23 protein-coding genes are annotated in these 25570 nt (G+C 70.0%); 14 read left to right on the top strand and 9 right to left on the bottom strand.

The window, feature by feature from the left end; all coding sequences use genetic code 11:
* Nucleotides 1-186 precede the first annotated feature (186 nt).
* On the top strand, nt 187-1350 hold the full coding sequence (locus EV148_RS01480) for a hypothetical protein (RefSeq protein WP_131992410.1): 1164 nt from the start codon (nt 187-189) through the stop codon (nt 1348-1350).
* Here the strand turns inward: EV148_RS01480 and EV148_RS01475 are convergent.
* On the bottom strand, nt 1290-1904 hold the full coding sequence (locus tag EV148_RS01475) for a rhodanese-like domain-containing protein (protein WP_182517101.1): 615 nt from the start codon (nt 1902-1904) through the stop codon (nt 1290-1292). The genes EV148_RS01480 and EV148_RS01475 overlap by 61 nt on opposite strands.
* A gap of 386 nt (nt 1905-2290) precedes the next feature.
* Here EV148_RS01475 and EV148_RS01470 point away from each other — a divergent pair, with 386 nt between their 5' ends.
* The gene (locus EV148_RS01470; protein WP_131992404.1) at nt 2291-2959 is read left to right on the top strand and encodes a hypothetical protein; all 669 of its coding nucleotides are present in this window, start codon (nt 2291-2293) and stop codon (nt 2957-2959) included.
* Between the two features lie 168 nt (nt 2960-3127).
* Nucleotides 3128-3802: a hypothetical protein gene (locus tag EV148_RS01465; protein ID WP_131992401.1), complete on the top strand. Its 675-nt coding sequence runs from the start codon at nt 3128-3130 to the stop codon at nt 3800-3802.
* Between the two features lie 4 nt (nt 3803-3806).
* On the opposite strand, the gene EV148_RS18315 is transcribed toward EV148_RS01465, so the two are convergent.
* Nucleotides 3807-5210, bottom strand: coding sequence for an NHL repeat-containing protein (locus tag EV148_RS18315; RefSeq protein WP_158287261.1), 1404 nt, complete (start codon nt 5208-5210; stop codon nt 3807-3809).
* A gap of 153 nt (nt 5211-5363) precedes the next feature.
* Here EV148_RS18315 and EV148_RS18310 point away from each other — a divergent pair, with 153 nt between their 5' ends.
* Nucleotides 5364-5954, top strand: a complete 591-nt coding sequence (locus EV148_RS18310; RefSeq protein ID WP_158287260.1) for a hypothetical protein — start codon at nt 5364-5366, stop codon at nt 5952-5954.
* A gap of 254 nt (nt 5955-6208) precedes the next feature.
* Here the strand turns inward: EV148_RS18310 and EV148_RS18305 are convergent, their stop codons facing one another.
* The 3 genes from EV148_RS18305 to EV148_RS01450 all read right to left on the bottom strand — a co-directional run bounded on the left by EV148_RS18305 (nt 6209) and on the right by EV148_RS01450 (nt 11695).
* Nucleotides 6209-8020 carry a choice-of-anchor Q domain-containing protein gene (locus EV148_RS18305; protein ID WP_158287259.1) on the bottom strand — a complete coding sequence of 604 codons (1812 nt, stop codon included), beginning with the start codon at nt 8018-8020 and terminating at the stop codon, nt 6209-6211.
* A gap of 130 nt (nt 8021-8150) precedes the next feature.
* The gene (locus EV148_RS01455; RefSeq protein ID WP_158287258.1) at nt 8151-10580 is read right to left on the bottom strand and encodes a winged helix-turn-helix domain-containing protein; all 2430 of its coding nucleotides are present in this window, start codon (nt 10578-10580) and stop codon (nt 8151-8153) included.
* Between the two features lie 86 nt (nt 10581-10666).
* Entirely contained in the window at nt 10667-11695 is a 1029-nt protein-coding gene (locus EV148_RS01450) for an NAD(P)H-dependent flavin oxidoreductase (RefSeq protein WP_131992391.1), read from the bottom strand.
* Nucleotides 11696-11794: 99 nt separating this feature from the next.
* Between EV148_RS01450 and EV148_RS01445 the strand changes: the two genes are divergently transcribed.
* The 3 genes from EV148_RS01445 (at nt 11795) to EV148_RS01435 (ending at nt 14018) form a co-directional block, all read left to right on the top strand.
* Nucleotides 11795-12622 carry a DUF4097 family beta strand repeat-containing protein gene (locus tag EV148_RS01445; protein ID WP_131992388.1) on the top strand — a complete coding sequence of 276 codons (828 nt, stop codon included), beginning with the start codon at nt 11795-11797 and terminating at the stop codon, nt 12620-12622.
* A 172-nt stretch (nt 12623-12794) separates the two neighbouring features.
* Nucleotides 12795-13343: a hypothetical protein gene (locus EV148_RS01440; protein ID WP_131992385.1), complete on the top strand. Its 549-nt coding sequence runs from the start codon at nt 12795-12797 to the stop codon at nt 13341-13343.
* 243 nt (nt 13344-13586) lie between these two features.
* Complete coding sequence (locus tag EV148_RS01435; RefSeq protein WP_131992382.1) at nt 13587-14018, top strand: hypothetical protein; 432 nt, start codon at nt 13587-13589, stop codon at nt 14016-14018.
* A gap of 206 nt (nt 14019-14224) precedes the next feature.
* Here the strand turns inward: EV148_RS01435 and EV148_RS01430 are convergent, their stop codons facing one another.
* Nucleotides 14225-16375: a WD40/YVTN/BNR-like repeat-containing protein gene (locus tag EV148_RS01430; RefSeq protein ID WP_131992379.1), complete on the bottom strand. Its 2151-nt coding sequence runs from the start codon at nt 16373-16375 to the stop codon at nt 14225-14227.
* 236 nt (nt 16376-16611) lie between these two features.
* Here EV148_RS01430 and EV148_RS01425 point away from each other — a divergent pair, with 236 nt between their 5' ends.
* The gene (locus EV148_RS01425) at nt 16612-18537 is read left to right on the top strand and encodes a CocE/NonD family hydrolase (protein ID WP_131992376.1); all 1926 of its coding nucleotides are present in this window, start codon (nt 16612-16614) and stop codon (nt 18535-18537) included.
* Nucleotides 18538-18628: 91 nt separating this feature from the next.
* Nucleotides 18629-19192 (top strand): hypothetical protein, encoded by a 564-nt coding sequence (locus EV148_RS01415; protein ID WP_158287257.1) that lies wholly within the window; start codon nt 18629-18631, stop codon nt 19190-19192.
* On the opposite strand, the gene EV148_RS01410 is transcribed toward EV148_RS01415, so the two are convergent.
* On the bottom strand, nt 19159-20130 hold the full coding sequence (locus EV148_RS01410) for a DUF817 domain-containing protein (RefSeq protein ID WP_131992367.1): 972 nt from the start codon (nt 20128-20130) through the stop codon (nt 19159-19161). The two genes, EV148_RS01415 and EV148_RS01410, sit on opposite strands and share 34 nt — an antisense overlap.
* A gap of 148 nt (nt 20131-20278) precedes the next feature.
* On the opposite strand from EV148_RS01410, the gene EV148_RS01405 reads away from it, so the two are divergent.
* A complete protein-coding gene (locus EV148_RS01405; RefSeq protein WP_131992364.1) occupies nt 20279-21031 on the top strand; it encodes an NYN domain-containing protein in 753 nt (250 codons plus the stop codon).
* Between the two features lie 177 nt (nt 21032-21208).
* Here EV148_RS01405 and EV148_RS18300 read toward each other — a convergent pair whose 3' ends face one another.
* Nucleotides 21209-21709: a hypothetical protein gene (locus EV148_RS18300; protein WP_158287256.1), complete on the bottom strand. Its 501-nt coding sequence runs from the start codon at nt 21707-21709 to the stop codon at nt 21209-21211.
* Nucleotides 21710-21916: 207 nt separating this feature from the next.
* Between EV148_RS18300 and EV148_RS01395 the strand changes: the two genes are divergently transcribed.
* Both EV148_RS01395 and EV148_RS01390 read left to right on the top strand, forming a co-directional pair.
* Nucleotides 21917-22471 (top strand): CcdC protein domain-containing protein, encoded by a 555-nt coding sequence (locus tag EV148_RS01395; protein ID WP_131992358.1) that lies wholly within the window; start codon nt 21917-21919, stop codon nt 22469-22471.
* 37 nt (nt 22472-22508) lie between these two features.
* On the top strand, nt 22509-23519 hold the full coding sequence (locus EV148_RS01390; protein ID WP_131992354.1) for a S1C family serine protease: 1011 nt from the start codon (nt 22509-22511) through the stop codon (nt 23517-23519).
* Here the strand turns inward: EV148_RS01390 and EV148_RS01385 are convergent.
* Nucleotides 23494-24162, bottom strand: a complete 669-nt coding sequence (locus EV148_RS01385; RefSeq protein ID WP_131992351.1) for a TetR/AcrR family transcriptional regulator — start codon at nt 24160-24162, stop codon at nt 23494-23496. The two genes, EV148_RS01390 and EV148_RS01385, sit on opposite strands and share 26 nt — an antisense overlap.
* A gap of 115 nt (nt 24163-24277) precedes the next feature.
* Between EV148_RS01385 and EV148_RS01380 the strand changes: the two genes are divergently transcribed.
* The gene (locus EV148_RS01380; protein WP_131992348.1) at nt 24278-24769 is read left to right on the top strand and encodes a DinB family protein; all 492 of its coding nucleotides are present in this window, start codon (nt 24278-24280) and stop codon (nt 24767-24769) included.
* A gap of 75 nt (nt 24770-24844) precedes the next feature.
* Nucleotides 24845-25354 (top strand): TlpA family protein disulfide reductase, encoded by a 510-nt coding sequence (locus EV148_RS01375; RefSeq protein WP_131992345.1) that lies wholly within the window; start codon nt 24845-24847, stop codon nt 25352-25354.
* The last annotated feature ends 216 nt before the right edge of the window (nt 25355-25570 follow it).

Raw genomic sequence — 25570 nt, 5'->3', positions numbered from 1 at the left:
GATCCATTCGGACCACTGAAGTATACCAATACACCTATATTCCTGTGGATGTTTTGATATGATGCGCGTGCGCCGCCACCGGCCGCGCCAGGGGAATGCCGAGAATCGCCTCACGCCGTCGACGGGCTGCCCGTGACAGCGTCGGCGCGCGCCTCCCCCTGTCCATGTCCAACCGGAGGATGCACCATGAAGGGAGCCACCTTTCTCGCACGCGGCCTCGCCGGCGCGTCGTTGATGTTGTGCGCGACATCCGGAACCGATGTCCACGCGGCCGACGCCCCGTCGCCCGCATGCGTGCCGCCGACGTCGGTCGCTTCGACGCCGGAGCAGACGGCCTGGCAACTGTTCGTCGCCGCGACCTGCCCGGTCAACGCCTCGCAGTATCCGTACGTGACCTGGCAGACCTGGATCGAACAGAACCAGCTCTACGGCGGCGGCGCGGCGCTTGCCGCGGGCGAGCGGCCGCGCTTCCACATGAGCCCGCTCGCCGCGCTGCTGCGCGCCAAGGCCGATGCGATGGACAAGCAGAAGAAGGGCGGAGGAAAGGACGCGAAGGCCGGTGGCGCGCACGCCCGCGCCGCGCTGCCCGACGTCGCCAACCAGAACTGTAACTCGCACACCTGGAGCGGGCGCACGATCTGCGAAGAGGCGCGCCTCAATCCCGACGCGCAGCAATACGTGGTCGCCAACGGCCTGAACACGCGACCGGGGCAGGAGAAGTTCGTCGCTGCCGGCAGCGTGTTCAAGTTCCCCGCGCCGTCGGTCGAGATCAAGGCCGACTGGATCCAGCTCGCCGGCTGCAGCAACCCGCCGCAGGGCGTGCACGTCGAGAACGTCGGCGGCACGTGCTATGCGCTCGGCGGCATCCACCTCATATCCAAGCTCGTCGACAAGTGGATCTGGGCGACGTTCGAGCCCCAGAACGCGACCACCAACCCGCAGCGCTGCAAGGTGCTCGGCTGCAACGATCCGTGGGGCTCGAGCCCCGCGACGAGCCAGGGCGCGTCGACGCAGCTGACCGCACCCCTGAAGGCGCTCATGACGCAGGCGAAGCTCGCGCCGGAATGGTTCAACTACCGGCTCGACGGCGTGCAGGTCGACTTCCTCGACGCGCAGGGCAAGCCGACCCGGCTCGGCAATTCGATCATCGAAGGCGACAACGCGGGGAATCCGCAGGCGATGGCGGTGTCCTCGTGCATCACCTGCCACGATCTGTCGTCGATCAATGCGAAGGGTGACGAGCAGGATCCGGACTTCATCATCGGCACGCCACCGGCGCTGCCGGCCGGTTACGTGCCGCGCGACTTCGTCTGGTCGCTGACCCTCGCGCTGCCGCCGCCGTCGAACTGAGGCGTTCGGGTGCCGTGCATGCCGCCGTGCGCGGCATGCATGGCCGCGTGAACTTCACTGCCTTCGAACGGGATGCGCGTCGTCTCGACCGACAGCAGCGGGCCGAGCTCGTACACATTGGTGTAGCCGTACGACTTGAGCGAGGTCCAGGTCGAGAGGTTCAGCGACGCGGTCGCCGCCTTCGGCGCGAATGCCTGCGGGCTGTCGCGGAAGTTGTTGTTGCAGTAGATGAGGATCTTCGCATCCTTGCGCGGCGCGACGCGCGCGAGCGCGTCGGCGGTGAAATCGGTGAACGGCAGGTTCACCGCGCCCTTCACGTGGCGCAGTCGGTAGCGCGCCTCGCTGCGCGCGTCGAGCACGATCACGCCCGGCTCGCGCATGCCCGCGAGGAAGGCGTCCTCGTCGAGGCGATGCGACTCGTGTTCTTCCCTGGAGGAGGAGACGATGCGTTCGAATCCCGCGTAGTCGACCAGCGGATTCGGCGCCACCTCGCCGGCGCATGCGGACGAGACGGCGCCGGCGAGGGCGAACGCGGCAGCGGTGTACCTGGACACGGCGATCCTCCCGGGCGGGGCTGTCCCCCTTTGCGCCTTGGTACCTGCGCGGCGCGGGGAAGTTCCTCCGGGCGATGCCCGGCATCCCCCGGGTCATCGAATCGCCACGAGGTCGACCATGCGCCGCTCCGCCCGCTTCCAGGCCCCCGCGCCGCGGCCGCTCGCCGCCGCCTGCTGGTCCGGGCCGGTGCCGCCACGCAGGTCGCGAAAATTCCCCGTCAGCCCCTGCCGCCGCGGCCGCTTCCGGGAACGCCGGGCGGGGGCGCGTTTCCGTGATGGTGTGGACAAAAAAAGGTGTGGGATTCCTGATGCTTGCGGAGTATATTTCGCGCACAAGATGGTCCAAAGGCACGCGAGGGATTGCGGCACAGCTCGAGGGAGCCGCAGTGAAACCACGTTGTCCGTGCATCGCGCTCCTGGCCGTTGCGGCGTCATCCGCGCAGGCCGCACCGCCACCGTGGGACGAAGTCGTCTTCGCGGACGCATTCGAAGGCCCGGCGACGTGCCCGCAGACGATCATCATCCCCGACGGCACCCGGCGCACCCGCCTCCTCAATTCCAACATCTCCTACGGCGTGTCCGTCACGGTGCGCCCGTCGGTCTTCCTCGCCGAGTACGACAACATCTGGGGCCACAACACCCCGTATGACGGCATCACGCCGTGGCCGGGCGTCACCGGTTCGGCGCCGGTGCTGAGGAGTTTCCACCGCTGGAACTACGTCGCCGCCCATTTCAGGACGCCGGCGACGGTGCCGCCGGGGTACTCCGGGCGCTTCGTCAATCCGGCGACGATCGCCGGCCCGAACATCACGATGGCGATCAGTCGCGCCTGTGGCGACTTCGCCACCCACCTGCCGTCGCCGGGCTGCATCACGCGCGACGTGCCGACCGCCGACGCCTACATGGTGTTCTGGCAGTTCAATACGTCGAGCCCGCAGATGGCCTGCAACCTCCAAACCGATACCGATTACTACATCAACATCATCCAGTCGGACCAGGAGTCGCTGACCGAATGCGTCGGCGACCTCTGCCAGGTCGCGCCCTGGCGCAACTGACCGTCAAGACCGAACGATCGAACAATGTTTTCCGAACGAAATCGGAATCCGCGCGCGCGCATGATGGCGCGTTGCGGTTTTCGCCGCCGTTCCCCCGTCGTCCAGAGAGCCTGCTGTGCAGTGGTGGACGTTTTTGCTGCCACCCGTCGCCCAGAGGAGGCTACGACCTTGCGTACCCGTTTTGCCCTTGCCGGCCTGCTGTTCGTGCTTGCCGCGCCCTGTTCCGCCATGCCGCCACCGTGGGACGAAATCGTGTTCACCGACTCGTTCGAACCGGAGAACGCGTGTCCCGACTCGATCGTCCTGCCCGATGGCACGCGCCGCCAGCGCCTGCTCAAGTCTGACATCCAGTACGGCGCGCAGCCGTCGTACCGTCGCGACGTGAACCTCGCCGAGTACGATGCGATCTGGGGCTACAACAACACGTACGACAACGTGGCGGCCCCATGGCCCGGCGTCACCGGAGCGGCGCCGGTGTTCAAGCAGTTCCACCGCTGGAACTACGTCGCCGCGCATTTCCGCACGCCGGCGAGCGTGCCGCCCGGCATGTACGGGTCGTACGTCAACCCGGCGTCGATCGCGACTCCGACGACGACGATCGCGATCAGTTACGCCTGCGGTGACTTCACGCGCCGCCTGCCGTCGCCGGGATGCCTCGGGCGCAACGTGCCGAGCGCGGACACGATGCTGCTGTTCTGGCAGTTCCACACGAACAGCCCCGCGCTCGCGTGCGACCTGCGCCCGAACACCGATTACTACATCAACGTGATCCAGTCGGACCCCGTCTACGACCCGGAGTGCATCGGCGAGATCTGCGCGATCGCGCCGTGGCGGGGTGGCTGAGCCATCAGTCGAGTCCGTCGGCGAACAGCAGGTCGTTCTCGACACCCATCGTGGCCTGGGCGACCTTGCCATTGCCGATGCAGGCGCGCACGCCGGCGACGATACGGCCCGGTTGGACCAGCAGCTCGTTCGCGCGCGTGCAGTTGTGGCCGTCCGTCGCGATCGCCGTGAGATGGCGCACCTTGCCGCCGTCGCCGAAGCTCGGGTCGAGCGCGAGCGACGGCGTCAGGCGGACCAGCGTGGTTCCCAGTGACGCGTCCGCGGCCAGGCTTTCGCCCAGGATGAGGATCTTGCCGTCGCCCTGGCGCGCCAGGGCGACCGCGCGATCGAAGTTGTAGTCGTCGTCGGCCGGGCCGGGGCCGGCGAAGTCGAGGCTGTAGGCACGTGCGCCGAACGGACCGATCGAGGTGTCGGGCTGGCCATCGGGCCGCCATTTGACCAGCACGATGTCATTCGCCGAGTGCGGCCCGCCGTAATGGATGCTGTTGCCGACCTGCAGGACCGAACCATCGGGTTCGAGCAGCGAGCCTTCGCTGTACACGCGCATCAACCAGTCGCCGTAGGCGAGGCCGAGGTCGAGATAGGCGATGCCTGGCGCGAAGTTGCCGTAGCCCGCGTCGACCGTGCCGTTCGGCTGCAAGCGGTACACCACCTGCCGGCCCGAGGCGGGATTGGGTGCCCAGAGGCCGGTCACGACGATGCGGCCATCGCGCATGAGGTGCAGCCCTTTCACGTAGTTGATCAAGTCGGTGGCGACGAAATCGGCCTTGCCGTCCACGCCGAAGCCGGCGACCGGCGCGCCGTCGGCGGTGTAGTGGGCAACGGCGAGCCGCCGGTTCGGCAGGGCCGCGGCGAAGCCGGCGACGACGACGCCGCCTTGCGGGTCGATCGCGAGCCGGCGCACGTCGTCGTCGTCGTCGTCACCGAGATCGAACGCGATCGACAGGACGCCGGTGCCGAGCAGGCTCGTGTCGAGGTCGCCCGCTGCCGTGAAACGGTAGATCTTGAAATCCTCGCAGCCACCGAACGCGACCCAGATGCGGCCCAGCGCGTCGATCTGCGCATCGGCCGGGTAGGCGAGCGGACACGGCGCCGGGTAGGTGCGCACGCCCATGTCGCCGAAGGCGAAGTCCGGATAGCCATCCGCGTCGAGGCGACGGATCGACGGGCGCCAGTTGTCCTGCGCGTCCTTCACCTGGCCGACCAGGTACAGCTGGCCATTCGGTGCACGACGTAGCGTCGTCACGCCCGAATCGAGCTGGGTGCCGTAGGGATTGAGGTAGAAGCCGAAACCCGGGAACTCGGCGTCGGTACCGAACGTGTGGTCGAGCGCGCCGTCGACGGCGCGGGCGGGCGCCGTGGCGAACGCGGCGGCAAGGGCGGCGGTGAACAGCAGGGCGGTGCGCATGGCGATCTCCTCGTGGGCCTGCCTTCGCATACGCAAGCCGGGGGCGCGAGGGATCACGCGCGCGCGGGGTTCCGCGCCCGCCCCGAAGGAGGCAAGATCGGCGATCGTGGCCGTCACCCGCGGGGGCGCCCGCCACGCCTGCCCGGAGGTCCGATGCTCGCCACCCTCGCGCTCGCGCTCGCCTTCGCCGCTCCGCCGCAGGAGCTGCCGCCGACGCGCGTGCAAGGCGAAGCGACGACGGTGATCGCCCAGTTCACGCCGGGCGAGCGCTACCGCTTCCGCCTCGGCGGCGAAGCAGGCGAGTACAGCGAATGGGAGCGCCGTGACCTCGCGCACTTCGACGGACTCGCGACGACGATCCGCGTGAAGGCGGCCAAGGGCCGGCGCAGCGCCAAGTGGGCGTCGATCGCGCGCATCGACCTGTATGGCGCGGGCGAGGACGGCCAGCGCCGCGAGAAGTCGATCATCCTCTCGATCGACCGCACCACGCAGCAGGTTTCGCCGCAACTGTGGCGCGGCAAGGACCTGCCGCGCGCGCCGTTCAACGTCGACCTGCCGCGCGGCGAACCGATCGACCTGAAGATCCTCACCGACACGCCGGGCCAGCTCACGATCGGGTTCGGCGAAACCATCTTCCGCATCGAGGACGATTTCGAGATCCGGTCCATCGGCGTGCTCGCTTCCGGCGTCGACGTGCGCTTCGACCCGTTCGTGCTGCTGCATCGCCTGCCGGCGTCGGAGTGAGCGGCGCCACGTAAGGGGATCGAAAGCGGCGAGAGATTGAAACACCGAGCACATCGAGGACACGAAGAATGCCGATGCGGGGGCACCCTTCTTCGGGAGCCTTTCCTTCGTGTGCCCGGTATAGCTTCGTGTATCAGGCCTTGAAGATTTCAGATGGCTTCCCGCTCCCTCTTCGCGCCCCTCGCAGGAGGGAAGGCCCGGGAGCAGCGCGGTCAGCGTGCGACTGCTCCCCGGCGGGCACCGGTCCGCGAGCGTCAGCCGTCGAAGCCGTCGGTGAAGATGACGTCCGCCGAGGTCGGCTGTTGCTCCCAGGCGCCGATGTCGGCGCCCGCACCGGCTTCGCGCGCGTAGCCTTCGCCGCGCTGGTCGAACACGAGGCCGAGTGCGTTGCTGCCCGCGTCGATCGCGGGGCTGGCCGGATCGAGCGCGTGCGTCGGCGTCGCGCCGCCGTTGTCGGCGAGTGGCAGCAGCAGCGGATCGGCGGTGATCGTGTCGGCCGGCATGTCGGCCGGGCCGTCCGCGCTCGGCACGAGGTTGTGGCTGCCGCCCACGGTGTCGGGGAAGGCCCATACGTCGCTCGCCGCGCCCGCGGTGGCGTTGTTCGCGACGATCGTGCTTTCCAGTCCGATCTGGTAGGTGTACTCGCCCGCGCTGATGCCGGCGCCGCGCGAGGCGGCCGTGTTGAACGCGATCGTGCTGTTGTGGAAGTTCGCGTCACCGCCGTCGAGCATGATGCCGCCGCCTTCCTGGCCGCTGGTGTTGCCGCTGATCGTGCTGTCGATGATCGTCGTCGCCTGCGGCGCGTATTCGCCGTAATGGATGAAGATGCCGCCGCCGCTCGCGCCCGCGTTGTTGTCGCTGACCGTGCTGCTTTGCAGGACCACCGCGCAGCCGAGGCAGAGGATGCCGCCGCCCCCTTCGTCGAGCCCCGCTTCGTTGCCCGAGCTGTTGCCGGTCACGAGCGTGGTGTCGAGCGTGACGACGCCCTGCTCCGGACCCATGATGCCGCCGCCGGCGGACGGCGCATGGTTGCCGGCGATGATCGAGCCGGTCACCTCGAGGCTCGTCGCGTGGAACGCGCGCACGCCGCCGCCACCACCGTAGTGGCCGGGTGAGTACACGGTGTTGTCGAGCACGGTCGAGTCGCGCAGGCGCGTGTCGCCGACCGCGGCGATGCCGCCGCCCTGCGGTGCACAGACGCCGCACTGGGTGGTCGCCGTGTTGCCGTGCACGTGGCCACGCAGCACGTCGAGCGAGGCCATCGCATCGTCCGGGTGGGAACCGATCGCGACGCCGCCACCGAACACCTCGGAGGCATCGGATTTCACCGTGTTGCCGCTGATGACGCTGTCGGTGAGGTGGGTGTCGCCGAGCGCGAAGATCGCGCCACCCTCGGCGATGTCGTCGTTGGGATTGCCGTCGGCATGACTCCACGCGACGTTGTTGGTGAACGAGGTGCCGGTCGCGGTCAGGAGGTTGCCGACCGCGATCGCGCCACCGCGCACGCGTTGCGTGCCGTCGACGCGGTTGCCGTCGAACGCGCCGCCGTCCAGCATGGCATTGCCCGTGACCGCGACCGCGCCGCCGGAGACGAGCGCGGTCGTCGCGTTGCCGGCCGCGCAGCCGGTGGCGACGACGTCACCGAGCGTGAGGTCGCCACCGGCGAGGACGCAGCCGCCGTCGCCGCCAGCGCGGCCGTGCGTCAGCGTGAGTCCGCGCAGGGCAAGGCGCGCGCCGGCGGCGGGCTGCTCGAACACGCGACTCGTGTCATTGCCACTGATCGACAGCGCACTGCTGCCCGGGCCCTGCACGGTGAGTTCGGCCACGGCGACGGCGAGCGCGCCGCCGTCGAGCACGATCGCGTTGCAGGCCAGGCCGGCGAAATCGATCGTCTCGCCCGTCGTCGCATGGGCGATCGCATCGCGCAGGCTGCCCGGTCCCGCGTCGTCGCAGTTCGTCACGGTCGCCGCAGCGGCGAGCGGGGCGGCGAGGGCGAGGGCGAGGCCGGCGACGAGGCGGCGTGGTCGCAGGGCGCGCACGCGGGCGCGGGGGCAGGTCCGATTCATGCGGGGAGCTCCGGGATGGTGAAGGGAACACGGCGCGCGTGCGGTCGGCGCAGCGGGCCGCAGCATCGCATCCACGCCGGCCGCGTCCATGCCGCGGCTGTTCCGTTGCCGTTCGGATTCCGTTCCGCGCTCACTCCGCCGCTGGCGCAAGTCGCTGCAAGGCTTGCGGAATCGGTCGTTCGCCGGCGAGTTCGCGCGCATGCGCGAGCGCGCCGCGCCAGGCGGCGTCCTGGCCGAGCGCGTGGTACAGGCGCGCCTGCAGCAGCGCGCAGTCGAAGTCCTGGCCGGCGGCGCGGGCGACCCGGCCGGCGACGATCGCCGCCGCATCGAGCCGACCCTGCGCGACGAGCGCATTGCCGTAGGCGACTGCCGCCTCGGCGACGAGCTCGCTGCGTCCGTCGACGCCGGCGAGCGCGGCCTCGAAGGCGGCCGTCGCCGTGGCCGCGTCGTCCGCCGTCGCGGCACGCGCGAGATCGGCGCGCACGCGCGGGTCGTCGATGTCCTTCGCCCAGGCGGCGAAGGCGGACGCCTGCTCCCGCGCCGCGCCGGCGTCGGTCACCTGCAAGGCTCGCGCGAGGGTGAGCCAGGCATCGGCGCGATCCGCCTCGTCGCCGTTGCCGTCGAGCGCGCCGACGGCGGCGCGCGCGAGCACGGCCGCGGTGCCGGCGTCGCCGAGGGCGAGGTCGAGGCGCGCCTCGATCGCGCGTGCGCGCGCGGCCTGTCCCGGATCGGCCGGCGGCGCGGTGCGCTGGATCAGCGCATCGAGCACGCTGCGCGCCTCGGCGATGCGCCCGTTCGCGGCGAGCGCGTCCGCGCGCGCGGCCTCGAATGCGCTGCGCACCTGCGGATCGGTGACGCGCGCGCGTTCGGCCCAACCCGCGTCGCTCGCCTCGAGTGCATCGAGCGGCTGCAGCAACTGCAGGTGCGAGCCGATCTGGTTGACCAGCGACGTGACGTATTCGTGGGCCATGCCGAAGCGCCGGAACGTTTCGCCCGCACGCACGAGTGTCGGCAGCGCCTCGGCCGGGCGGCCATGCGTCATCTGCACCGTGCTCTCGTTGCCGTCGAGCTGGGCGAGCAGCAGCGGATCGCCGCCGAGCGTGATCGCCACGCGCGAGCGCGAGAAATCCGCGAGCGCGGCATCGGCGTGGCCTTCGCGCGCCTCGAGGATGCCGCGGTCGTTGTAGGCGCGACCGAGCGCGATCGGCTCGCCGCGACCGTCAAGCAGGCCGATTGCCTCGTCGCAGGCGTGCCTCGCCTGCGCGAGCCGGCCGCTGCGCAGTTCGGCGACGCAGAGGTTCTCGAGCAGGCGCGCGTGCATGACCGGTTCGGACTCCACGCTCACGCGCGCGAGCAGCGCCGCGATCGCCGCGCGCGCCGCGTCGAAGCGCCCCGCGCGCAGGTCGATGCGGATCACGCGTTCGCGCACTTCGGGCAGGTCGCGCAGCGCCGGGGGTGCCTGTTCGACCAGCGTGCGCGCGAGCTCGAGGTTGTCGGCGAGACGCGCCGCATCGGTTCGCTGCAGCAGTTCGGTGAGGCCGATGTCGGTGTCGGCGGGTGCATCGCCGGCTTGCGCATGGCCGAGCAGGGCGAGCAGCCGCCGCGCGGCGCGGTCGGTCGCCGTGATCGGACTTTCGCCTTCGACCTGCACCGTGCGCCGTGCGCCGCCGACGTCGACGAGTTCGGCGCGCACGACCCAATCCTTGCCCGAGCGGCGCACCGCCGGCAGCACGAGCGAACGCACCGCGGCGGCGCCGGACAGGCGTCGCTGCGCGTCGTCGCGGCCCTGGCTGCCGGCGACCACGCGCACGACGCTGTCGCTCGGCATGACCGCGACGCCGCGCGCGCGCAGGCGCGTCGCGATCAGGTCCATGAGGCCGAGGCGCAACCAGTCGTCGTCGCTGCCGGCGAGCACCTCGGCGGGCAGCACCGCGATCGCGTCGCCGCGGCCGGCGGTGGTGGCTTCGGCGCGCGGCGGCGCGGTTTCGGGCGCTTGGCGCGCGCCGAACCAGCCTGTCGCGAGCGCGGCGACGACCGCGGCGGCGAGGACCGCGAGCGCGGTGCGGCGACGCTGCGGTGCGGTCGCCGGTCGTCCCGCCGGCGGTGCGGTGGTCGGCACGGCCGCCACGACCATGGCGGGCGCGTCCGCGGCGACTTCGTCGGTCGGCGCGACCCAGCGGTAGCCGTAGCGCGGCACGGTGCGCAGGATCGCCTGCGCCCCGGCGGTGTCGCCCGTCGCGCGGCGCGAGGCGAGGATCGCCTTGCCGAGCATCGTGTCGCTGACCGCGGTCTTGCCCCACACGGCCGCGACGAGTTCGTCACGGCCGACGGCGCGATCGCGGTGCGTCGCCAGGTAGGCGATGCAGTCGAACACCGTCGGAGGCAAGTCGATGCGGCGATCGCCGCGCCAGAGTTCACGCGCGGCGACGTCGATGTGGCCGTCGCCGAAGCGCAGGAACGTGCGAGTCATCACGCCAGCGTAGCGGCGCGGCTGCCGCGCGGGAAGCGCTTCGACGGTCACGAAGCCGGCAACGGACGCGAAAGCGATCGTCGTACGCAAGGCTCCCATCGTCGTGCCGGCGAAGGCCGGGACCCGGCGTCGTTGCTTCGAGGCATCAAAGGCCCTGGATTCCGGCTTTCACCGGTTCAGGCGCCGGCGAGTTCGCGTGTGAGCGCCGCGGCGCCGATGCTGCGGCAACCGCTCGTGTTCTGTCCCGCCCACAACGGCGAGAAGTCGCCGCGGCCGGCGCGTTCGGCATGCGCGCGCAGTGGCGCGATCGCCGCTGCGGCAAGCGGGAACGGCGGCGCGAGCGGATGCATCGGCCCGAGCTCGCGCATGAGCCGGTTGACGATGCCGCGTGCGACGCCGCCACTGAAGAGGTTCGTCAGCGCCGTATGCGCGGCCGCGTCGCTGCGCAACGCGGCGCGATGCACCGCGTGCGTGGTCGCTTCGTCGCAGAGCAGATAGCTCGTGCCGACCTGCACCGCGCTCGCGCCGAGCGCGAGTGCCGCGGCGACGCCGCGCGCGTCGGCGACGCCGCCGGCGGCGATCACCGGGATGCGCAAGCCGCGCACGAGCTGCGGCAGCAGCGCGAACGTGCCAGCCTGACGCGTGAGGTCGTCGTCGAGGAAGTGCCCGCGATGGCCGCCTGCCTCGAGGCCCTGCGCGATCACCGCATCGACCCCGCGCGATTCGAGCCACTGCGCCTCGGCGAGCGTCGTCGCCGACGCGAGCACCTTGGAACCCCATGCCTTCACCTGCGCGAGCAGGTCGGGCGCGGGCAGGCCGAAATGGAAGCTGACGACCCGCGGCCGGTACGCCTCGACGAGGTGCGCGGTGCGCGCGTCGAACGGCACGCGCGATACCGCCGCGGGCACCGCTTCCGGGTCGAGGCCGGCCTCGCGGTAGTACGGCGCAAGCGCGTCGCGCCAGGCGCGTTCGCGCGCCTCGTCGGGCGCAGGCGGCTGGTGGCAGAAGAAGTTGAGGTTGAACGGTCGCGTCGTGCCGCCCTGCAGTGCGTCGAGTTCGCGCCGCAACGCGTCCGGCGGCAGCATCGCGCACGGCAGCGAGCCGAGCCCGCCCGCATTGGATACGGCGAGCGCGAGCGCGCTGCCCTGCACGCCGGCCATCGGCGCCTGGATCAGGGGTAAATCCATGCCGAGCGGGTGGGGCATCGAGGGTCCTCCGGCAGCGGCCACAGGCTAGCGCATCCGCCTTAAACCTTCGCGCCCGAGGCCGCATCTGAAGCGGGGATCCCCCACGGAGCCGCACGCATGCGCCGCCTCAGCCTCGTCCTGTTCGCCCTGGTTCCCGCGTTCGCGGCTGCGAACGACTGCAAGTTCACCGCCCGTCACGACTTCGACGTCGACGCCGCCGGGCTCAAGACGCTCGCCGCCACGATCGGCTCGAGCGACCTCGAGGTGGTCGGCGTGCCCGGCCTCGCGAAAGTCGAAGTGCGCGGCCGCGCCTGTGCTTCGGAACAGGCCCGGCTCGCCGCCCTCGGCGTCGACCAGCAGCGCAGCGGCGACCGGCTCACGATCACGCCGCGCCAGGACCGTTCGAGCGCCTGGAGCTGGTTCGGGTCGAGCTACGCCTACGTCGACATCGAGATCCGCGTGCCGGCTTCGCTCGCGGTCGAAGTGCGCTCGGGTTCGGGCGACGCGCGCGTGCGCGAAGTCGCATCGCTGCGCTATGACGGCAGCTCGGGCGACCTTGCCGCGCGCAAGATCGCCGGCCTGTTCGACCTCAAGCTGAGTTCGGGCGACGTCGACGCCAGCGACATCGGCAGCGTCGAGGTGCGCAGCGTTTCGTCCGGCGACCTCGTCGTGCGCGACGTGCGCGGCGACGTGCATGTGGAGCACGTGGGTTCCGGCGACGTTACCTTCGACAACGTCGGCGGCGGCGTCACGATCGGCAGCGTCGGCTCCGGCGACGTCACGATCGGCCACGTCGACCGCGACGTGCGCGTCGATTCGATCGGCTCCGGCGACATCGACGTGTCCGACATCGGCGGCGACTTCAGCGTGCGCAGCAAGGGTTCGGGCAGCATCCGCCACCGCGGCGTGCGTGGCCGCACCGACGTGCCGCGCGACGACGACTGACGCGCCGGACGTGCGGTCCGTTGCACCGGATGCGCCGCTAACGCGGCGCGATCCGTCGATCTGCTGAAGTAAAAAACTCCCTCATACTCCCGCGTCCATTTTTGCCGCGGCGTCGCGTCGATGCAGGTCGATCCGCGGCAGCAGGACGCTCCTGTACGCCGCCACCGACCAGGTGCGCGACATCCGCGATGCGGCGAACGCTTCGCATGTCGGCTTCGAGTACGGCCCGAATCGCGAGCGCGTGCGGCGCATCGACTACGCCGGCATGTCGCCCGATACCGTGGTGCACGTCGTCGGCGGCGCGGAAATCCGCTATGGCGCGAACAGCAACAACGGTGCGAGCCAGTTGCAGGAAGTCCGTCGCCTGCTCGGCAACGTGATCTCGGTGCAGACGGGTTCCGGCTCGAGCTACCGCATCAAGCGCCAGGTCCTGCTCGCCGACGCGCAGGGCAGCACCCAGCAGGTGCTTGCGGCGACGACGTTGCTGCCGGTGAACGCGGCCGGCAACCACAGCTTCGATGCCTGGGGCCAGCGCCGCGACGCGGATACGTGGGGAGCGGCCACGCCGTGGACGGCGGGCCTCGAAAGCAGGCTGCGGGCGATGACCACGCACGGCTACACCGGCCACGAGATGGCCGAATCCGTCGGCATGATCCAATGGTCAGCTCGTTTTGCGGCAAGGAAGATTTCAAGCTACGCACCGACGTCCACTTCGATCTGAACTGCTATTCGCTGATCAAAGCGAAGGGCGACAAGGTCGAGAGAATCGTCGAGCAAGGTGATGTTGTCCGTTGGAGCGAATCGCTACCTCCAGGTAAATGATGTGCGAGCGCAGGCGCGGAGTCGTCCTGTTTACCCATCACATGCCCGGTGAAGTGGCTCTGGCACATCGAAGGGGTACCGGTTCCGGCAAGCGCCCCGGGACGAAGCAGTCAGGGGGGAGATGGCTTGGCGTTGTCTGCTCATGATCACGGCGGCGATGCTCTCCTCCTGCGTCGACTGGACGTCGATCCAGTGCGACGGGTACAAGAATGTTCTGCGCGATGACGCCAGAAGCGCGCAGCTCCTGGCTTGGGCGGACGCCCAGATATTCTCCAGGACTTTCAAGAGTTCCGACTTCGATCCCTACGCTCCGGCCGGGCCGGGAAGAGGTGGCGGCAACCTCGATGTCGAAAAGATCGGCTTACAGATGCCGGAATTGATCAAGGGCTATGTGGTTCGATCCATCGGGCCCGACAAATTCCACCCGGACGTCATATTGGTCGGCCATCGGGGTTCGCAGGGAATACTGGTGGCTCGTGGCGAGCTCATGGAATCACTGCGAGGCACGACCGTGGACGTTTCGAGGCTTGAAGAGCGGCATCGTCGCTTGGCCATGCTCTGCTATGTCGACTGACATGTAGTCGTGTGGTGCACTCCGAACGATTGCTTGGACCGGAAGCTGACGGTTCGCTCTTCTGGGGGAGGCGCCATATCGCGAGCTGAAGGAGCCGCAAGCGCGAGACGGACGTTCGGCGCTGGCCACCGCGTTGTTGAAGGACGGCGCTACACCCCAAGGTCGGAATGGCCTGGGAGCGGCGCCGAAGCGCCGCACCCACGGAATCACTCGAAGCCGTCGGCGAAGATCGCGTCGCCGACGACGAGCGTCGCGACGTAGCTGCCCTTGTTCGTCGCGAGCAGCAGGCGCGCATCGGCGTCGGCGCGCACCGTCGCGAGTTCGGCCGGCGCTCCGGCGGCGTCGAGGCCGCTCGCGAACGGCGTGAACGTGAGGCCGGCGTCGGTCGAGCGCGCGACGCGCGCGCCTGCGCCTTGCGCGATGTAGAGCGTGTCGCCGTCGGTCGGGTCACAGGCGATGTCGGCGACCGGGGCGCCGTTCCATCCCGTCGGCACCCAGCTCGCACCGGCGTCGTCGCTGCGCATCAGGGTGCCGGTGACCCAGCCGGTCGCGATGCCGAGGTAGAACACCTGCGGGTCGGCGCTCGATGCGCACACGTGGGGGCGCTGCACCCAGGTCGATCGTTCGAGCACGGGCGCCCAGGTCGCGCCGCCGTCGGCGGAGCGCAGTACACCGCCCTGGTCGGGCGAGAAGTAGCCCGTGTACGGCGCGAGCATGACTTCGTCGCCGCCGTCGCGGACGATCTCGATGTCGCTCACGAAGAGACCTTCGTCGCCGATGTACTGCTTGTCCCAGGTCTGGCCCGCGTCGGCCGAGCGCCATAGCGTGCCGGCGTTGCCCGCGACGCCGAAGTCGGAGCCGCCGAGCAGGATGAGGTCGGGATCCGCCTCGCTGAACGCCAGCGCGGCGAGGTCGGATTCGTACAGCGGCCCCTGGTCGGGGCCGAGGCCGATCCAGCTCGCGTCGGCTTCGCGCCGGTACAGCCCTTCGGGCGCCGTCGTCGTCGGGCCGCTCGAGATCGCGTACAGCACGCCCGACGGCGACCAGGCGACCTTGCTGTAGCGCGTCGGCGGCAGCGCTTCCAGCGTCCAGTGCGCGCCGCCGTCGGTCGAGCTCATGACCCCGCCGATGTTGTTGCCCTGGAACGCGACCGCGACCTCGGCCGGATCGTGGGGATTGCCCGCGATCGAAACGAGGTTGAACTCGGAGATGCCGTCCGACGCGGCGACGAGCGGCGCGTCGGCATCGGCCGAGCGGAACACGCCGAGCGCGCTGGTACCGACCAGCAACGCGTCTGAAGCCGGCGCGGCCCAGCGCACCGATTGCGCCGCGAGCGAACCGCTGCCGCCGATGCCGATCTCCCAGTGCGCGCCGCCGTCGCGCGTGCGGTGCACGCCGGTGCCGTCGGTCGCAACGACTATCGTCTGCGCGTCGGCGGGATCGACTGCGATCGCGGTCACGATCGGCAGCGGCCAGCTCGCGTCGTGCAGCGGCGCCCAGCTCTGGCCGAGGTCGGTCGACGCGTACAGGCCGAAATACTGCGAACCGAAGTTCATGCCGCCGCCGACGAGCAGGCGCGTGCCGTCGTAATGCAGCGCGTTGACCGGCGTGCCGGGCAGCCCGCCGCTGCGGTCATCCCAGTGATCGCCGCCGTCGACGCTCGTCCACACTTCGCCGGTGCCGAAGTCGCCGCGGAAGCCGGCGACAACGGTGCCCGGATGCGCCGGATCCAGTGCGATCGCGGTGCCGTTCAGCGGCGCCGCGTGCGGCGGCGTGCGATCCTGCCAGCTCATGCCACGGTCGAGCGACCGCATGAGGTTGACGCCCTGGAATCCGGTGGCGGCCGACACGCCGACCCACACCGTGGCTCCGTCGACCGCCAGCGAGAACGTCGCGTCGAGCTGCGGGTCGATGCCGAGGTCGCGCTGGGTCCACGTGCTGCCCGCGTCGTCGCTGCTCCAGACGCCATCCTGCGTCGCCGCGTAGACGCGGCCATCGCTCGACCAGGCGACGTCGTGCACGCTGTTGCCGATGAGCGAGGGCACGGGCATCCAGTGCGCACCGGCGTCGGTCGAGCGATACAGGCTGCCACCCGGGCCGCCGGCCGGCGCGGTGCCCGCGAGCACGATCGACGGCGTGGACGGCGACGCGGCGACGACCGCGACGTCGCCGCCGGGCGGGCCGAGGGGGTTCCACGTGCCGCCACCTGCGGGGAGAAGATCGTGCGTGCCGGTCGTGTGCCGTGGCGCTCGCGCGCCACGCACGTCGGTCCATGCCTGCGGCGCCGGCGGCGTCGCGACGGATGCCGCGGCTGAGCAGTATACGAGCAAGGCGAAGGGGCGGGGATCGAAGGCCATGGGGAAAACACCTGTTCGGGGCCCCTCATGATCGCCCCGGCTGCCCGGCGAGTCGTCACGGTTTGCTTGCATTTGCCTTGCAAATCGATCATCGATCCATGACGTCACGGCCGGACGGGGGCTTGCAGCGACCTTCGTGCGCTGTCCCGTCGCGCACGCGCCGACCCGGGGCGCGACCCTTCGCAGGGCGCGCGTTTGCGTTTATCGTCGGCGCTTTCGCGATCGAGGAGCCGCCGATGAGGTCGTCCATCCCGTTGATCCGCGCGTTCGCCGTCCTGTCCGCCTTCGCCGCCTGCGCCATGCCGGCGCCCGCCGCGACGCCGCCGCTCTCGCCCGACATCCCGAAGAAGTTCGAGGCGCCGCGCGAGGACGCCGACTACGTCCGCCGCGAGGAGATGATCCCGATGCGCGACGGCGTGCGGCTGTACACGGTGATCATGATCCCGAAGGGCGCGCACGCCGCGCCGATGATCCTCACGCGCACGCCCTACAACGCGAGCAAGCGCGCCGAGCGCAACGTGAGCCCGCGCATGCTCGCGAACCTGCCGCTCGGCGACGAGGTGTTCGCGAGCGACGGCTACATCCGTGTGTTCCAGGACGTGCGCGGCAAGTACAAGTCCGAAGGCGACTACGTGATGACGCGGCCGCTGCGGGGTGCGCTCAACGGCAGCAAGGTCGACCACTCGACCGACGCCTACGACACGATCGACTGGCTCGTGAAGCACGTCGAGGAGAGCAACGGCAAGGTCGGCATGATCGGCTCGTCGTACGAGGGTTTCACCGTGCTGATGGCACTCGTGAATCCGCACCCGGCGCTCAAGGTCGCGGTGCCGATGAGCCCGATGGTCGACGGCTGGAAGGGCGACGACTGGTTCCACAACGGCGCGTTCCGCCAGACCAATTTCGATTACATCTACGGCCAGACCGCGCGCAAGGACGACAGCCTGCGCGTGCCTCGCGGCGCGTTCGACGACTACGCGAACTTCCTCAAGCACGGCTCCGCGGGCGACTACGGCCGGCACTTCGGCTTCGACCAGCTCGGTTTCTGGAACAAGATCGTCGAGCACCCGGCCTACGATGCGTACTGGCAGGGCCAGGCGCTCGACCCGGTGATGGCCGCGCAGCCGCTCGAGGTGCCGCGCATGATCGTCGCGAGCCTGTGGGACCAGGAGGACATGTACGGCGCGATCGCGACGTACGAAGCCGTCGAGCCGAAGGATGCCGCCAACGACCGAAACTTCCTCGTGCTCGGGCCGTGGCGCCACAGTGGCGTCAATTACGACGGCAGCGTGCTCGGTGCGCTGAAGTTCGACGGCGACACGGCGCTCAGGTTCCGCCGTGACGTCATGAAGCCGTTCCTCGATTCGTATCTCAAGGACGGTGCGCCGAAGGCGGATACGCCGCCGGTGTTCGTCTACGAAACCGGCACGAACCGCTGGCGGCGCGAGTCGCGCTGGCCGCTCGCCTGCGCGCAGGGCTGCTCCGCGACGTCGAAGCCGATCTGGCTGCATGCGGGCGGCACGCTCGATTTCGCGCGCGCCGACGGCGCCGCGTACGACGAGTACGTATCCGATCCGGCCAAGCCGGTGCCGTACCAGCCGCGGCCCGTGCATTTCGAGGACAGCGACGCGTGGCGCCGCTGGCTCGTCGTCGACCAGCGCTTCGTCGACGGTCGTCCCGACGTGCTGAGTTACGCGAGCGAGCCGCTCACCGCGCCGCTCAAGATCGCGGGCGCGCCGCTCGTGAACCTGTTCGCCTCGACCAGCGGCAGCGACAGCGACTGGGTCGTCAAGCTCATCGACGTCTACCCCGACGAGGTGCCGTCGCAGCCCGAACTCGGCGGCTACCAGCTCGCCGTCGCGATGGACATCTTCCGCGGTCGCTACCGCGAGAGCCTCGAACATCCGTCGGCGATTCCGTCGGGCGCGGTGCAGAAGTACCGTTTCGAATTGCCGAACGCGAACCATGTATTCCTGCCCGGCCATCGCATCATGGTGCAGGTGCAGTCGAGCTGGTTCCCGCTGTACGACCGCAACCCGCAGACGTACGTCGACAACATCTTCCTCGCCAAGCCGGGTGACTATCGCAAGGCGACGCAGCGTGTATACGTCGCGGGCGAGCAGGCGAGTCACATCGACCTGCCCGTGGTCGCCACGGACTGATGGCCGTGGGCGCGGCCTCCGCCGCTCCCACGCATCAGTCGCATGCCCCCCATTCCCCATTCCCCATTCCCCATTCCCCATTCCCGATCCCATGGACGCCTTCAGCTACCTCTCGGTCCTGCTGTCGATCATCCTCGGCCTCGCGATCACGCAGGTGCTGAAGGGTTTCCGCGGGCTCATGCAGTCGCGTGCGCGGTTGCGCATGTACTGGCCGACCGTGGTCTGGTCGATCCTCGTGCTGGTGATCGCGGTGCAGTCGTGGTGGGCGATGTTCGACTTGCGCCATCACGAGGACTGGACCTTCTTCGCGTTCTCGGTCGTGCTCGCGCAGACGATCGTCGTCTACCTGCTCGCCGCGCTCGTGCTGCCGGACTTCTTCGGCGAAACCGGGTTCGACCTGCGCGCGCACTACTACGACCACCAGCGCTGGTTTTTCGCGCTCCTGATCGCGCTGATCGTCGTGAGCCTCGCCAAGAGCCGCATCGTCTACCACCAGTGGCCGCATCCGCTCGACCTCGGCTTCCACCTCGTGTTCGCGGTGACGGGCATCGCCTGCGCGCTGGTTCGCAACCCGCGCTTCCACGAGGCGATGGCGGCGATCGGCGTGTTCAGCATCGGCACCTACATCGCGTTGCTGTTCACCCATCTGACCTGAAGTGGCCGCGCGCGGCGCCGCCGCGGCCCCGCGTACGGCCGCGGCCGGTTGACCATCGCGACGAGCGCGTAGCTGACGATCAGGAGCAGGAACCACGAGCCGAGCTTGCCGAGGCGCACGAGCATCCAGCCCTGCGCCTGGTGCGGATAGGTCCAGGTGCGTGTCAGCGTGCCGAGGTTCTCGGCGATCCAGATGAACGAGGCGACGAGCAGGAAGCCGAGCAGCAGCGGCATGCGCCGGTGCACGCGCCACACGCGGTAGTGCACTTCGGTGCGCGCGAACAGCAGCACGGTGGCGGCGAACAATGCGATGCGCAGGTCGACCCAGCGATGGTGGGTGTAGAAGTTCGCGTAGATCGCCGACGCGAGCGGCGCGATCGTCCACGGCTTCGGATGGCGCGTGAAGCGGAAGTCGAACAGGCGCCAGCAGCGCGCGATGTAGCTGCCGATCGCCGCGTACATGAAGCCGGAAAACAGCGGCACGCCGCCGATGCGGAAGATCGCCGCCTCCGGGTACGTCCACGAACCGACGCCGGTCTTGAACACTTCCATCGCGGTGCCGGTCACGTGGTAGACGAGGATCACCTTCGCTTCGGCGGGCGTCTCCATGCGCGTGGCGAGCAGCAGTGCCTGCAGCGCCAGCGCGGCGAGGAACAGCGCGTCGTAGCGTGCGAGCGGCGCGCCGGCGGGATACCACAGGTGCGTGGCGACGATCAGCCCGACCATCGCGCCGCCGAACAGGCAGGCCCAGGCCTGCTTGCAGCCGAAGCGAATGAACTCGTAGGCGAACGCGCGCTTGCGCGAGCGTGCGAAGCGCGCGGCGAAACGCGCTTCCGCGGCGGCGAAATGCGCGACGAACGGCCAGCCGCGGCGGGCAGGCGTCGCTTGCGCCACCGCGGGCGAGGGTCGGTTCGGGTCGATGCTGCGTACCGTGTGCATGCGTGCCTCCCTTGTCCGGGAGCGTGGTCGCTGCAGGTGTCGAGCGCCGGGCACGATCGTGGCGGCGCCGGGGCGGCACCGGGCAAGCATGCGGTTTACCGCCCTCGCGATCACGGAGTAGGCTCCGCGCTGGCGGCGGAGAACCGGCATGGCGACACAGTCGACGAAACTCGCGGTGCTCATCGATGCGGACAATGCGCAGCCAGCCGTCGTGGAAGGCCTGCTCGCCGAGATCGCGAAATACGGCACCGCGACGGTCAAGCGCATCTACGGCGACTGGACCGGCCCGCAGCTCAAAGGCTGGAAGGAGGCCTTGCTGACCCATGCGATCCAGCCGATCCAGCAGTTCCGTTACACGACCGGCAAGAACGCGACCGACTCGGCGCTGATCATCGATGCGATGGATCTGCTCTATTCGGGGCGGCTCGGCGGCTTCTGCATCGTGTCCAGCGACAGCGACTTCACCCGGCTTGCCGCGCGCGTGCGCGAAGCGGGCCTGGTCGTCTACGGCTTCGGCGAGAAGAAGACGCCGGCACCGTTCGTGTCGGCCTGCGACAAGTTCATCTACACCGAAATCCTCGTCGCCAAGGACGACGAAGCCGTGTCGCCGGCACCGCCGAGCGGCGCGCAGCTCAAGCAGGACACGCGCCTCATGAACCTGCTGCGCAATGCCGTCGAAGCCGCGTCCGACGATTCGGGCTGGGCCTTCCTCGGCGCGATCGGCAACGTCATCGCCAAGCAGGCGCCGGAGTTCGACTCGCGCAACTACGGCTACCAGAAGCTCAGCGAACTCGTCGCCGCGAGCGGGCTGTTCGAGATCGAGAAGCGCAAGACCGGCGATGGCTCGACCACGTCGATCTACGTGCGCCGACTGGCGAAGCGCTCGCGGCGCGGAGGGTAGCGGCGCCGGCGCTTCGACTCCGCCCGCTGCGCGGGCTGCGCTCGGCGCGAACGGAAGATGCGCGAAGTGTCGACCACGGTAGGGTGGTACGCGCGCAGCGCGTGCCGCCGATCAGCGCGGCGCCAGAAGCATCGCGGCTTCCGCCGCTCCCATGGGCAGCGGCGCGCGCCGCCGCGGTCACTCGTTGGCGGCGAAGCGCAGGTCGCCGAGATCGGCGTCATCCTGCACGCGTTCGCGGCGCAGGCGCTCGATCTTCTCGCTCGTCGACGGTTGCAGCGGCAGCAGTGCGCGCAGGCGGTCGAACAGGCCGGACTTGCGCGCGGCGTGGCCGGCGGTGGTGGCGCGCGGTGTCGCGTGCGCGGCTTGCGGCGGCAGCGGCAGGATGTAGTCGTCGCCGGTGCGCAGCGCCCATTCCTCGACTTCGCGCTGGGCGGAGCCGAGCGAGTCGTGCAGCTCGAGCTCGCGCGCCGGCATCGGCCGTTCCCACCAGGTCAGCGCGTACTTGCCCGACCACGGGCCGGAGATGCCCGCGACCGCCTTGCTGCCGATGTAGGCGACCGTGACCAGGCCGTCGTAACGCGTGCGCCACTGCAAGGCGCGGCCCGGGGCAGCCGTCGCCGTCGCAGCCGGGGTGCGGTTGCCGCAAAGCGTTTCGAAGGAATCCATCGTGGCCAGCATGTCGAGCCGTTCGGTCGTCGTATGTCCATGGGGAATAAGCAAACGTCGTGCCACGCCGCGTACGCGCGTCACAGGGCGGTTTCCCGGCCGGCGCGACGGGGACACCTGCCATTCCTTGGCACTTTCGGCCGATGTGTCGCCCGTCACACTTGCCAGGACCGCGCGAAAGGCGCAGATAAACGCCATCACCCCAGGCGGAATATGGCCATGACCCCGACTGCCCTTGCCCCGGCGGGTTTCGCGATGCTCATCGTGTTCATGTTGTACCGGCGCTTCCGCCGGCTGTTCGGGCGTCAGATCGTGCAGCCGGCACGCATGCGGGCGCGCATCGCGATGCTCGTCGTGGTCGCCGTGCTGCTCATGCTGCGCGGCGCGCGCGACCCGGCGATGGCGCTCGCGCTCACGCTCGGGTTCGGCGCCGGCGCGCTGCTCGCCGTCGTCGGCCTGCGCCTGACCACGTTCGAGACCACGCCGGAGGGACGCAGCTACACGCCGCACGGTGGCATCGGCGTCGTGCTGTCCGCGCTGCTGCTCGGCCGCCTCGCCTATCGCGCATTCGTGCTCGCGCCCGTGCTCGACGGCGCGCATGCGGCCGGCGCCGATCCGTTCGCCGCGTTCCATCGCAGCCCGCTCACGTTCGCGCTGTTCGGCCTGCTCGTCGCGTACTACGTCGCTTACTACATCGGCATCCTGCTGGGCGAGGCACGCCCACCCAAGGGTTCGACGACCGCGGTCGCGCCGCCGCGCGCGCCGGACGCATAGCGCTTGAGCGGCGCGCGCGGACCCCCATCTACGCGCGATGCTCGATGACCAATTCCACGACGACATCCCGGCGCCGGACGGCGACGCGCCAGCGACGGCCGACGCGACCGCCCTCGATGCGTATTCGCGCATCGTCAGCGGCGTCGTCGATGCGTCCGCCTCCGCGGTCGTCGCGATCGGCGTGTCCGGCCGCAGCGACGACGCCGGCCGCGCGCTGCCGGGCGGCGGCGGGTCGGGTTTCCTGTTCACGCCGGACGGCCTGATCCTCACCAATTCGCACGTCGTGCATCGCGCGCGGCGTATCGAAGTGACGACCACCGCCGGGCAGGCCTTCGCCGCCGACCTCATCGGCGAGGATCCGCACACCGACCTCGCGCTGCTGCGCGTGTCCGCGCCGAAGGCGTTGCCGGTGCTGCCGCTCGGTTCGGCGCGCGGCATCCGCGTCGGCCAGCTCGCGATCGCGATCGGCAATCCGCTCGGCTTCGCCTGCACGGTCACCGCGGGCGTCGTCAGTGCGCTCGGGCGCAGCCTGCGCGCGACCGGCGGGCGGCTCATCGAAGACGTCATCCAGACCGATGCCGCGCTCAATCCCGGCAATTCCGGCGGGCCGCTGCTCGATGCGCAGGGCCGCGTGATCGGCGTCAACACCGCGATCATCGCCGGCGCGCAGGGCATCTGCTTCGCGACCTCGATCGACACGGCCAACCAGGTCGTGGCCGAACTCATGCGCCACGGCCGCGTGCGGCGCGCCTCGCTCGGCCTCGGCGCGCAGAACCTGCGCCTGCCGCGTCGCTACGTGCGCTGGTTCCAGCTCGCATCCGACGCGGCGATCCGCGTGATGGAAGTCGCGAGCGGCAGCGCCGCCGCGCGCGCCGGCGTCGAAGTCGGCGACATCGTCGTCGCGTTCGACGGCGCCGAAGTGCAAGGCATCGACGCGCTGCATCGCGCGCTCGGCGCCGACGCGATCGCGCGCCCCGCGACGATCCGCGTGCTGCGCCGCGACCGGCAACTGGACCTGCGCATCACGCCGGACGAGTTCGCCGGCTGACACGCCTTCCGCCCGCGTGCCGCGGGGCGAGGTAGCCGGCCAGCATCCGCGCGCCTTCCTCGACGAGCGCCGCGGCGCGCTCGTCCGAAAGCATCTTCGGGGCGTGCAGCACCGCGTTGTGCGCCAGCGCTTCGATCGCGTTGACGCAGACGAACGCGGCCAGTTCGGGATCGGCGACGCGAAGCTCGCGGCGGCGCGCCTCGAGCCAGGTCCGGAACGCGGCGTAGTTGCCGCGATCGAACGTGGCGAGGCCGGCGAGCTTGCCGACGCGCGGAATCTGCTCCGCCAGCACGCGATGCAACGCGGGGTCCACGCGGTGCGCGTCGATCGCGGCGGCGACGATGGTGCGCATTGCGGCATGCACCGGTTGGTCGAGGATCCCGGCCAGCCGCGCCTGCACCTGTTGCATGATCTCGCGCTGGTGGCGCTCGGCCACCGCGACGACGAGTGCCTCCTTGCCCGGGAAGTACTGGTACAGCGATCCGATGCCGACTCCGGCGACTTCGGCGATCCGGTTGGTGCTCGCCTTGTCGAATCCTTCCCTGACCAGAATGCGAGCGGTCGCCTCGACGAGTGCGTCGACCGTCGCGCGCGAGCGCCGTTGCGTGGCGATCTTCCGCGGTTGGAGTGCTGCCCTGCGCATCGCTGTCGCCTGCCGCCGAATGCGAGTACGAAAAATGCGAGTTATCGCTCATATTTTTCCGCGGGCCGGGCACGCGGGCAAGGAGCCCGGCGAATCCACCAGCGAGGGCGATCCCATGCAACAGACCCTGCAACGACTGTTCCGCTACAAGGCCTGGGCCAACGATGCACTGCTGGCCGATCTCGCCAGGCTCGATGCGCCGGCACCGCGGGAACTCGCGATCAAGGCGCTCGCCCACACCTACGTGGTCGACCGGATCTTCGCCGCGCACCTGCGCGGGCACGCGCACGGCCATCGCGCGGCCAATCCCGCCGTGCTGCCGACACTCGACGAACTGTCCGGCGACATCCGCGCCAGCGATCGCGAATACGTCGACTACGTCGCGGCGCTCGACGCCGACGCGCTCGGGGAGTCGATCGACTTCGTTTTCACGGACGGCGCGGCGGGGCGCATGTCGCGCGAGGAAATGCTGATGCACGTCATCACGCACGGCAGTGGCCACCGCGGGCAGGTGAGTGCACTGATGTTGCTCAATGGCATGCCGGCGTCGAAGGACGGATTCACGACGTACCTGCACGAGGCCGAAGGCGGGACGCGCAGGCGATAGCGCGTGAATGCCGCGACCGGCGCAAGGAATCCGCCGCCGTGCCGGTCCGGATGGCGTTGCCCACGGAGTACCGCCATGCGCGCCATCCTGTTCCGCCTGTCGTTGTTGCTGCTGCTGTCCAGTGCCACCGCCACCGCCGCCGAAGGCGTGCGCGCGTCGCCCTGGGAAGGCAGGGGCGCCGATGGGCATTCGATCCGGTTCGATCCCGACCACCTCGAGCGTCCCGCCATCCTGATGTTCTGGGCGACCTGGTGCCCATACTGCAAGGCGCTGATGCCGCACGTGCAAACCGTGTACGACGCGGCGGGGAAGGCGAAGCTCGACGTCTACGCGATCGACATCCAGGACGACGGCGACCCGGTCGCCGAACTGCGCGAACGGGGACAGACCTTCACGCTCGTGCGCGACGGCGACGCGATCGCAAAGCAGTACGGCGTCAAGGGCACGCCCGGCCTGCTGCTCGTCGACCGCAGCGGCGCGATCGTCTATCGCCGCGTCGGCGGTGATGCGCCCGAAGCGGTCGAGGCGGCGTTGCGCGAGCGGCTCGGATTACCCGCCTTGCCGCCGGCTTCATCGCCTCCCTGAGGCGAGCGGACGAGCGCAGTCTCCATCAGCCTGGAGGAGCGTCGCGGCGGCGAAAGCCGCGACATCCTTCATCGAGCCACGGGACGGGCTTCCCGCAGGCGACCGCGGCGTCGCCGTGCATCGAAGCGCGACGGTCGCGCACACGTTGTGCTCCGACACGGGGGGCCGTACACGTCGCTTCGCAGCTCGCTGTCCCGACCCGGCGGCTCCGGCCTT

Source organism: Dokdonella fugitiva (assembly GCF_004342425.1).
In the GTDB taxonomy this organism is placed as follows: Bacteria; Pseudomonadota; Gammaproteobacteria; order Xanthomonadales; family Rhodanobacteraceae; genus Dokdonella_A; species Dokdonella_A fugitiva.
This window is presented reverse-complemented; position numbering and strand designations above follow the sequence as displayed.

Bases quoted from the DNA above. Each gene is read 5' to 3' on its own strand.
- EV148_RS01435 (WP_131992382.1), top strand. From the start codon at position 13,587: ATGATCACGGCGGCGATGCTCTCCTCCTGCGTCGACTGGACGTCGATC.
- EV148_RS01425 (WP_131992376.1), top strand. From the start codon at position 16,612: ATGAGGTCGTCCATCCCGTTGATCCGCGCGTTCGCCGTCCTGTCCGCC.
- EV148_RS01480 (WP_131992410.1), top strand. From the start codon at position 187: ATGAAGGGAGCCACCTTTCTCGCACGCGGCCTCGCCGGCGCGTCGTTG.
- EV148_RS01450 (WP_131992391.1), bottom strand. From the start codon at position 11,695: ATGCCCCACCCGCTCGGCATGGATTTACCCCTGATCCAGGCGCCGATG.
- EV148_RS01390 (WP_131992354.1), top strand. From the start codon at position 22,509: ATGCTCGATGACCAATTCCACGACGACATCCCGGCGCCGGACGGCGAC.
- EV148_RS01410 (WP_131992367.1), bottom strand. From the start codon at position 20,130: ATGCACACGGTACGCAGCATCGACCCGAACCGACCCTCGCCCGCGGTG.
- EV148_RS18315 (WP_158287261.1), bottom strand. From the start codon at position 5,210: ATGCGCACCGCCCTGCTGTTCACCGCCGCCCTTGCCGCCGCGTTCGCC.
- EV148_RS01430 (WP_131992379.1), bottom strand. From the start codon at position 16,375: ATGGCCTTCGATCCCCGCCCCTTCGCCTTGCTCGTATACTGCTCAGCC.
- EV148_RS01380 (WP_131992348.1), top strand. From the start codon at position 24,278: ATGCAACAGACCCTGCAACGACTGTTCCGCTACAAGGCCTGGGCCAAC.
- EV148_RS01395 (WP_131992358.1), top strand. From the start codon at position 21,917: ATGACCCCGACTGCCCTTGCCCCGGCGGGTTTCGCGATGCTCATCGTG.
- EV148_RS18310 (WP_158287260.1), top strand. From the start codon at position 5,364: ATGCTCGCCACCCTCGCGCTCGCGCTCGCCTTCGCCGCTCCGCCGCAG.
- EV148_RS01405 (WP_131992364.1), top strand. From the start codon at position 20,279: ATGGCGACACAGTCGACGAAACTCGCGGTGCTCATCGATGCGGACAAT.
- EV148_RS01445 (WP_131992388.1), top strand. From the start codon at position 11,795: ATGCGCCGCCTCAGCCTCGTCCTGTTCGCCCTGGTTCCCGCGTTCGCG.
- EV148_RS18300 (WP_158287256.1), bottom strand. From the start codon at position 21,709: ATGCTGGCCACGATGGATTCCTTCGAAACGCTTTGCGGCAACCGCACC.
- EV148_RS01415 (WP_158287257.1), top strand. From the start codon at position 18,629: ATGGACGCCTTCAGCTACCTCTCGGTCCTGCTGTCGATCATCCTCGGC.
- EV148_RS01375 (WP_131992345.1), top strand. From the start codon at position 24,845: ATGCGCGCCATCCTGTTCCGCCTGTCGTTGTTGCTGCTGCTGTCCAGT.
- EV148_RS01385 (WP_131992351.1), bottom strand. From the start codon at position 24,162: ATGCGCAGGGCAGCACTCCAACCGCGGAAGATCGCCACGCAACGGCGC.
- EV148_RS18305 (WP_158287259.1), bottom strand. From the start codon at position 8,020: ATGAATCGGACCTGCCCCCGCGCCCGCGTGCGCGCCCTGCGACCACGC.